Source organism: Microcystis sp. M113S1, from assembly GCF_020246945.1.
Classification (GTDB): Bacteria; Cyanobacteriota; Cyanobacteriia; order Cyanobacteriales; family Microcystaceae; genus Microcystis.
In genome coordinates this window covers 1-8,576 of sequence record NZ_JADBSA010000247.1, presented here as the reverse complement: position 1 = coordinate 8,576, position 8,576 = coordinate 1, and the positions used below count along the sequence as shown (strand labels likewise).

Genomic DNA, 8,576 nt, shown 5'->3' with positions numbered 1-8,576 from the left:
TAACCGCCACTGCCTCTTTGATTTCCTCGGTGAGTGACAGGAAAAACCGCCGGTATTCATCTTTATGGTCGGTGAGAAATCTGATTAACTGGTTATAGTCCCCGACTAATCTTTCCAATTCTTGAAAGGTTTCCTCGAAATCGAGGGGTTCTTCTTTTTTCCTCAATCCTAGCCATGTATTGCGAACCCGTTTTCCGGTTTTAATCAGTTGCTGTCTTTCTTGAATCTGATCCTGTAAAATTAATAAATCGGGGCGATTTAGTCGGGGAAGTTGATAGGTTTTCCGATAAAGCTTGATTTTCGCCGTTTCTGCTGCCATCGCCTTGGTCGCTGAGGGTGAGTTTTTTCTATTTTAGCCCGATTTTTGATCATCAAATACTATCGCGATGCGCCCCCGGCAACTACCTAACTTTCTATAAGTCATAGAAGTAAAGATAAAGCTCTGATTCTGGAATATATTGACTTGCTTGCCTAAAAATAGCGTAACAGGTTCCGGGATCAAGTTGCCGATGATTGGGAATCGTTAAAGTCTCCTTTCTCTCCGAGATGACACGACGCAATTTTATGTGACTTCCTCGTTGACTGTGAATAGTAAAACCAAATCGATCAAGAATTTTGATAATGTCTTTGCCGGATAGTTGTTTCAGCTTAGGCATATTCTGGCTGTAACTCAAATGTAATCTGTAGAGAAGGTTTGGCAACTAGACCGAACTCCCTGGGATCTTCTCCCTCTAAATGCAGTAAAATGGCTTCTTGGAGATTATTAACCACCTCGTCTAAGGTATTTCCCTGGGTGACAATCGAAATTTCCACGCATTCACCTACATATCCTTGTTGTTCACCAGAACGAATAATTGCGTTAACTTTTGGACTTAATTTTGTCATAACTGCTCATGTTTATTTTTTGCTTATTTAGATTTATGGCAATCGAGCAGGGGACGGGTCATTGTCCCATTCTAACTGACTTTTTCCTTAAGCTGTGAAATTCATCTAGTTTTCTAGAAATCTCGGCCAGAGGCGAAAAAATCAGGGACAATGATATAAATAGAGTTATCAACACAAGTAAAGCAATTATGACTGTAGCCACGACGAACGCCCGAGATATTTTCCGCTCCGCCTACGAAAACCGTTATACTTGGGATGAAGGATTTCCCGGTTACACTGCTGATATTATCCTCACCCAAGGAGAGGAAGTCCATACGGGCAAAATTCAAGTTAATGCTGATTATACTGTGGAAGTAACGGGCATTGATGACGAGAAAGTGCAAGAAAGTATCTATAATCAAATGCGCGATATTGTCACTCACCGTAAAAGAGGCAATTTTGAGGGTTCCCACGGCAAAAACCAGTTTAATTTCGGGGAAGATGATCCCACCGGTGCGGTAGAAATTCTTGTCACCGGCGATGCTATGGGGTCTAATTATAAAGTCCGCGGCCAGGAAATCTGTCAAGTCAGTCGAGTCATGGGACCGATGGCTTTTACTATTAATACCGAGGAAAGTCTCGATACGGGGGAAGGTTATATTTCTATTCGCTATAATGCCATTTTCCGCAATGCCAAAACCGATGAATTAAAGGGAAAACGTGACTTTAAGGAAACCTACGAAAAAATCGGTAATTATTATTTACCCTCCTGTCAAGTGATTAATGCAATCGACGCCGGGGGCGAAAAATCCACCACAGAATTCACTTTTATCAATCTGCAGCTTTTACAATCTTAAGGGTTATTCCCGCCCAAAAAGCGTTAGGATCGAGGTAACTACACTGTAATAAATCTCTGACCAGAGGCTGATTATGTCTTTAACACTGACCCCCAATAACGTCGAACAAGTCTTAGATGAAATGCGCCCCTACCTGATGTCCGATGGTGGTAACGTGGAATTAGTCGAAATCGACGGGCCAGTCGTCAGACTGCGTCTTCAAGGAGCTTGCGGTTCCTGTCCCAGTTCCACCGTAACCCTGAAAATGGGCATCGAACGTCGTCTCCGGGAAATGATTCCCGAAATTGCCGAAGTTGAACAAGCTTTCTAAATCTTGGGTTAATTAATTCTCACCACTGCCCGATTGACTAAGTTAAATTAGCGATCGGGCATAATATTGATTATATATTTTTTTCTGCAAGATTGATAAAATTACAGAATTAATTAAGATAAAAAGTATCTTTTTTAGCCAATTAACCAGACAATTAAGCATTAACATATACTTGAAAATTTTTATTAAAACTCAAAAATTATGACGGAAAATATCCCCACCATTGTGGTCATGCACGGCGACCAAACTGGAGAAGAACTATTACTAGAAGCCCTGAGAGTATTGCAACCCTCGATAATTCGTCAACCGCTTAACTTTGCCGATTTTGATCTTAGTTTAGCCCAGCGTCGCCAGAGTAACAATCAAGTGGTTTATGAGGCCGCCGAAGCGACTCTCAAAACCGGATTAGCCCTGAAAGCTGCTACTATTACCCCAGAAATCAAAGGAGATGTGGGCAGTCCCAACGCTATTTTAAGAGAAGCAATGAATTCTCAGGTAATTCTCCGCATCGGTCGCCGTATCCCCGGTATTCGTCCAATTGGGGGCGTTTATTCTCCCATTGCCATTGTCCGCATGGCCGTTGACGATGCCTACGGGGCCAAAGAATGGCGAGAAACCACGGCCACCGGCGATGAAATTGCCTATCGCACCTCGCGCATTTCTAGGGCTACCAGTCGCGCTGTGGCCGAGTTTACCTTTCAACAAGCCAAAAAAACCGGGGCGCGGGTATTTGGCGGCCCAAAATTCACCGTCAGTGCCACCTACGAAGGAATGTTTAAAGAGGAATTAGACGCGGCAGCCCAAAGACATCCGGAAGTACGTTATCAACCCCTGTTAATTGATGCAACTTTTGCTCTACTTTTACAAACCGACGGCGAAGCTTTGGTGATTCCGGCCCTTAATCGCGATGGCGATTTATTATCGGATTTTGTCTTGCAACTCTATGGCAGTATTGCCGGGGCCGAAAGTTTAGTTTTGGGATTTGATGAGGAGACTTTAGCGGTTAAAACTATTATGGCAGAAGCTCCCCACGGCACAGCCCCCGCTTTAGAGGGCAAAAATATTGCTAATCCCATGGCGATGATTTTAGCCTCGGCAGCTTTGTTAGGTTATATCGAAACTAGCGAAGCGCGCAAGGCTTCTCGGGCGATTTATGAAAGTGTCTTTGAAACTATTCACGAGGGCAAAAAAACCCCCGATTTAGGGGGACAAATGACCATGAGTGAGTTTACCGATGAGGTGATTCGTCGCGTGGTCAGTAAGTTAGAAGTTTGGTCTGCTTTGGGGTAAAGGAACTCATCTGATTGCTCTCTTAAAGGAGTTTGAAGAAAGGGTAATCCAAAAAAATAAGAATTGTTGCAAAGGCCTTGCTTTTGTTTATTTTACGGAAAAACAAAAGCTACCCTTGAAGTGTATAATAGAGTCACTTTGCCGGATTAAGACAAGAACAATGAAACTACAAACTTTGACAAAAACTCTGACTATTGCTCTGATTGGTGTAGGAGCTGCCTTGACCTTACAATCACCGAGCCAAGCTCAAACCAGATTCGAGTGTCTTTTACCAGTGACAGGCCCCTATGTAGGAGTTCCCACAACCTATGCCAAAGTCGGACCTGATGAACGCAAAGCTGTTATTCGTTGGGTTTCTCGTTATTCTAGCGGTTCCGGTTACACTCCCCAGCAACGGTGTCTAGAAGTAACTAGACGATTCAATACCCTTTACACTCGACCAGGCGGAATTGATATTATTACCACTGGCTATCTCAATGGTCTGCCGGTAATCTATTCCCCTAGTAATGGACGAGAACGGGCAAATAGCAGTAACCTATTATTTACCCTCAAGAGCGGGGAAAACGCAACCGAGAAAATCCAACAGCTATTTGACATCCGGGAAGGATCCAGCAGCAATCCTTTGTTTGAAAGCTCATCGGATTCTGCCACTGTCCATTTCAACAAATTCCTAGAAAGCGTTCCCGTAGAAACAAATCTGGCTACCGGTTCGTCCTCTTCTCCAGCACCGGCGACTTCTCCCGAACAATCGCCCCAAAAACCATCAGGCGGTTCTGTTTGGTAAACTTTTCTAGTTCTATAGATGGGAGCGTAGTGATCAAGTGAGTCGGCCTATAAAAAGAATTTTGGCTGGTGCGGGCGGTTTATTATTGGGACTGTCCACACCTTTGCTTGCTGTCCAAAGCTATGCTCCCGCTCTGGAACCTAACCAGGCCAATGCCCATAGCTCTCAACAACTTTCAGAACAACAGCTGCGTCAGTTAGCCAGAGCAATTACCGTTAAGGTGTTATCAGGGCAAGGCTGGGGTTCGGGCATTTTAGTCGAAAAACAGGGTGCTTCCTACAAAGTCCTCACTAATGACCATGTTTTAGGGCGGTATCGCTCTCAGGGTTGGCAAATACAAACCCCTGACGGCAAGATACATCGGGGGGAGTTGGTCAGAACAGTTCGCTTGAATGATTATGATTTAGGCTTAGTTTCTTTTCGCAGTAGCCAAGTTTATTCTATTGCTGATTTGGCTAATGTTGATGATCTCGCTATCGGAGATCAAGTTTTCGCCGCTGGTTTTCCCTACGATGGCGATCGCCCGACAGAAGAGGGATTTACCTTCACCCTGGGTAAAGTGTCGCTTTTGAGTGATAAATCCTTTTCGGGAGGCTACCAAATCGGCTACACCAATAAGATTAAAAATGGCATGAGTGGCGGACCGCTGCTGAATCGGCAAGGTAAAGTTATTGGTATTAACGGGATTCATGCTTATCCTCTCTGGGGTAAATCCTACGTTTTTGCCGATGGAACAGTGACTTCACCGGCACTGTGGGAACAAATGAGTCGATTAAGTTGGGCGATTCCTATCGGGACTTTTTTACAATCGGGGTCATCTTCTCTATCTGCTTCCAGTCGGCAACGTCCCTCAGTTTCACCCCCATCGCTTCCCACCCATAGAGAACCCACTTTCTCGGAAGATTTTTCTTCTCCATCCCCGTCAACCCCAAGAGAAAAGAATCCCGCTCGCACACCCCTCTGGTAAATTCCACTCAACTGTATTTTTAAACCAGAATGAGCAACAATTTCTTGAAAATTTCCGCCGCCCTAGTTAGTATAGCGGTGTTTGTGATTTCTCCTCAGATTGCTAAGGCATCAACACCTGAGCAGGTAGAAAAAACTGCTGAAAAGATTACCGTTTTAATCCCCTCAGAAGAAGAGGGGGCGAATGGGAAAATTACTTCTAATGGCTCTGGATCAATTATTGCCAAAGAAGGAAGGGTTTACACTGTTCTTACTGCCAGTCATGTAATCTGTAAAGATGCTAGAGATGCCTGCAAGTTCTATTACGACCAACTAAAAATTATTACCTGGGATGGCAAGCAATATCCGCTCGATTACAATAGCATCAAAAAACTACCCGGAGTAGATCTAGCTCTCGTGCAGTTTCAGAGCGACCAAAATTATCAATTAGCGACCTTGGGTAACTATCAAGTAGCTGACGAACAATTTATTTTTGCTTCTGGATGGCCTGACCCGAAATTTATCGGCAAGCGGAAACGATTGTTCAATGTGGGGAAAGTGCTGCCCAAGGACATTACACCCTTGCTGAAAATATTTCCCCCGGAGTTGGGGTATGAGATAGTTTATACCAGTGTCACCTATGGGGGCATGAGTGGCGGTCCAGTGTTAGATATCAATGGACGAGTCATTGCGGTTCACGGACAAAATGAAGCCGAAAAAATCGAAAAGGTTCCCGTGCCAATTGGCTTTAGTCTCGCTATTCCCATCACTACTTTTTTGACATTAGCACCCCAGTCTGGCATTCAAGGGCAGATAAATGTCGAAAATTCGCCCCCCAATGCCTTATCTTTCCAAGAAATTGGGGATGAATTATACAAGGCTTTTGAAGTTCCCAATAAGAACGATACTAATCCCCTAAACTGGCTTAATCAAGGTAATAAAATGTGGCGGTTAGGACAATTAGCCCTCGCCTATGCCGCCTATGAAAAAGCCTTGCAACTCGATTCTCAAATCTATCAAGCTTGGTACGGTAAAGGTCTGGTCTTGACCTACTGGGAACGCCCCCAAGAGGCGCTCGCTGCCTACGAACAAGCTCTCAAAATTAATCCTAACTCCGATACTGCCAAAAAACTGCGAGACAAGCTCCAACAATCCTTAGGGGGAAGAAATACCCCTCCTGTAACCCCCCCACAACCAACTACCGCGCCCACCGTGGAGCCTTCACCACAGCCCTCTAATCCAAGGAGACTATGGTGAAGTCAGTAGGGAAAATGCGGTTAGCTAATAGTGGCTTCCACCAATTTAGCTAAGGATGCTTGAATTGCTCGTAGTTCTGCGGGAGGATTACGGAGAAACTCTTCGTTACTGGCTAAAATCATCACATTATAGGCCTGCACCGCCGCCAGCAATTTAGCTGGAACTACCTTCTTATCCTTGGTCAGTCTCTCTAAGAGGGCTAATAAGTCTTCAATAACATTTAATGGCGGTGCGCCGGGGACTGCGTAAAGAGCGGCAATGACAGCATTGATATTATTACCCGCCTGAGCATCTCCTGTTAAGATGCTCAGTATCGATTGCTGAACGGCTGGGGGAATCGGCGTACCCGTGGGGGAGGTTAAATTATTATCAGCTAACTGAGTGTTCACAGAAGCGGCCGCCTGATTAACAGCGATTTGAGCCGGTTCTCCCCCCTGAAATCCCGTTACCGTCGTGGTGGTGGGGAAAGTTTGACCAGCAAAATCACCGGTGGAAAGAATTGGTCCGGTGGCATCGGATTGGTTGCCGGTTTGTGCCATACCGGGAGAGACTAGGGAATTGGTCAGCAAAACCGCTGCCACTAGGGAAACTTGCCAATTAGTCAACCATTTCATCAACATGGTCTTTATCCTCATTCAAAAAGCTAAATTAATACTGTAAAAACTGACTAACGGGGGAAAAAGTAATTGTAGCCGATACTCATGACGAAGCGAGCGCCGTCCCCGGCATTACCTGTTAAATCAGCACCCGCAAGGTTAACCGTCAAGGGGACTTTCGGGAAGGGAATCAGGGAAATACCTGCGTTTAAATCTTGACCCGACCATTCGACAATGGCCGAGACCGGTTCAACAATTCGTAAACCCGCACTAGCAAAGACACCGAGGGAATTTACCCCATCTTCGATGGCTCCTTCCGAGCGAAAACGACCACCACCAACACCCAAGGAGAGCGTCAATTGGCTAAAGGGTTCTTTCGTTGTTTCTGTTAACTGAAAAAATTTGCTTACCACCCCGTAGATACTGCTACCGGCATCTGTCTCACCCCAGCGAATGGCGTTTTCAAATCCTAGGGCCACAGCAAAACCTTCTGGCAGAGAACGGTGAATTTTAAAGCTAAAACTGCCCCGTCCAGCATTATCACCAAAAAGGCTCAAAATCGCCAGAGTTACATCTAAACCGACAATTTTCTGGGGTTCTCCTAAACCGACCCCTAGAGCTAACCCACCATCTGCTTGATTGGTAAAACGGGTTCTCGACTGGAAACCGAAACCACCGAAAATCTGCCCAAAATTCGCTCCAAAACCGATGGGAGTAGAAATACTGGCAGCAGGGGCAACCACAAATTCCGCCAGTTTCGCAGAAAGGGTTCGCGGTTCCTCAATCAGGAAATCTTGACGTAAACGCTGCAATTCGGGGGAAATATTGGGATCAACGGGGGTAGATGCCTGTGCTTGCCATTTTTCGACTTCTGGCGAGTTATTATCTCCTGCTGGTAAAAGCTGACTCGCTTGCATTGTCCCTAGATTCCCCTTCCATTCTTCTAGGGTTGAAATTGTCCTGGTCTTTTCTGTTGCTAAAGTATCGAGGGAAGATTTCTCTAGTTTATTTTCTAAGGGTGAGGGCAGATTACTATCGGCTAATCCCTCTGTTGTCAAGAAGGAATTGGTTGTCAGAACTCTTTCTCTCCTCTCTAATTCCACGGGGGAATTAATGATAATTTTTTCCTGGGATACCCGAATAGAAGCAGCGTCAATGTCTAAGGGAGAAGGAAGGGCCTTCACCCCATCGCAAAGTATGGCTGTCCCCAAACAGGATGTGATGAAAATTCCTCCAGAAAATATCTGTCTCATCTGGTTGTTTCTTTTGGCTTTTTTTGACAACACTTCCAGCTTTCCTCACAGACGAAGTTAATTTGCAAGAATTGTAACTGATTTATCTTGAATCAGCAATTCTCATTTTGATGCTAGAAGCAGATTTTAGCACCCCCACCAAAAATGTCATAACCCTCATAATGACTGAATAGCTGAAATTACACCCGTCCAACACTGATTGGCGATCGCAATTTTGCCGCCTGTTAAATCTCTGTTTCTGTCTGTATAAATTGTTACTTTTTGAAATGAGAATTGCTGATCTTGAATGTCGGGGTGAAGACCCTCGCTTGAGCGCGACGGGATGAAACCCCGACCAGTATAAAACAGCAAAGCACGACATTTCGACAGGCTCAATGTAAGAGCTTCGGTGTTTACAAAATCTTGACAATCCGATGCTCT

Annotated in this window: 11 protein-coding genes and 1 pseudogene; 6 read left to right on the top strand and 6 right to left on the bottom strand. The window is 45.0% G+C overall.

From position 1 onward, the window contains the following. The 3 genes and pseudogenes from IM319_RS12340 to IM319_RS12330 form a co-directional block, all read right to left on the bottom strand. Positions 1-319, bottom strand: a pseudogene (locus tag IM319_RS12340) (formylglycine-generating enzyme family protein); the annotation flags it as partial. A gap of 94 nt (positions 320-413) precedes the next feature. Further along, complete coding sequence (locus tag IM319_RS12335) at positions 414-656, bottom strand: type II toxin-antitoxin system HicA family toxin (RefSeq protein ID WP_287676289.1); 243 nt, start codon at positions 654-656, stop codon at positions 414-416. Then, entirely contained in the window at positions 649-885 is a 237-nt protein-coding gene (locus IM319_RS12330) for a type II toxin-antitoxin system HicB family antitoxin (RefSeq protein ID WP_287676290.1), read from the bottom strand. The genes IM319_RS12335 and IM319_RS12330 overlap by 8 nt, the downstream gene beginning before the upstream one ends. A 188-nt stretch (positions 886-1,073) precedes the next feature. On the opposite strand from IM319_RS12330, the gene IM319_RS12325 reads away from it, so the two are divergent. The 6 genes from IM319_RS12325 to IM319_RS12300 all read left to right on the top strand — a co-directional run bounded on the left by IM319_RS12325 (position 1,074) and on the right by IM319_RS12300 (position 6,307). Continuing rightward, complete coding sequence (locus IM319_RS12325) at positions 1,074-1,721, top strand: DUF3386 domain-containing protein (RefSeq protein ID WP_286826459.1); 648 nt, start codon at positions 1,074-1,076, stop codon at positions 1,719-1,721. 73 nt (positions 1,722-1,794) lie between these two features. Further along, positions 1,795-2,031, top strand: a complete 237-nt coding sequence (locus tag IM319_RS12320; RefSeq protein ID WP_286826460.1) for a NifU family protein — start codon at positions 1,795-1,797, stop codon at positions 2,029-2,031. 201 nt (positions 2,032-2,232) lie between these two features. Then, positions 2,233-3,321: an isocitrate/isopropylmalate family dehydrogenase gene (locus IM319_RS12315; protein WP_158201232.1), complete on the top strand. Its 1,089-nt coding sequence runs from the start codon at positions 2,233-2,235 to the stop codon at positions 3,319-3,321. Positions 3,322-3,481: 160 nt separating this feature from the next. After that, positions 3,482-4,105 (top strand): COP23 domain-containing protein, encoded by a 624-nt coding sequence (locus IM319_RS12310; RefSeq protein WP_286826461.1) that lies wholly within the window; start codon positions 3,482-3,484, stop codon positions 4,103-4,105. Between the two features lie 37 nt (positions 4,106-4,142). Beyond that, positions 4,143-5,072, top strand: coding sequence for a S1 family peptidase (locus IM319_RS12305; RefSeq protein WP_287080116.1), 930 nt, complete (start codon positions 4,143-4,145; stop codon positions 5,070-5,072). 29 nt (positions 5,073-5,101) lie between these two features. Further along, a complete protein-coding gene (locus IM319_RS12300; RefSeq protein WP_287735800.1) occupies positions 5,102-6,307 on the top strand; it encodes a tetratricopeptide repeat-containing S1 family peptidase in 1,206 nt (401 codons plus the stop codon). A 20-nt stretch (positions 6,308-6,327) separates the two neighbouring features. Here the strand turns inward: IM319_RS12300 and IM319_RS12295 are convergent, their stop codons facing one another. From IM319_RS12295 to IM319_RS12285, 3 genes are all read right to left on the bottom strand, one after another. Next, positions 6,328-6,927 (bottom strand): hypothetical protein, encoded by a 600-nt coding sequence (locus IM319_RS12295; protein WP_287735799.1) that lies wholly within the window; start codon positions 6,925-6,927, stop codon positions 6,328-6,330. A 47-nt stretch (positions 6,928-6,974) separates the two neighbouring features. Then, a complete protein-coding gene (locus tag IM319_RS12290; RefSeq protein ID WP_353857200.1) occupies positions 6,975-8,189 on the bottom strand; it encodes a hypothetical protein in 1,215 nt (404 codons plus the stop codon). Positions 8,190-8,312: 123 nt separating this feature from the next. Then, on the bottom strand, positions 8,313-8,576 hold a 264-nt coding region (locus IM319_RS12285), incomplete at its 5' end, for a hypothetical protein (RefSeq protein WP_287735796.1).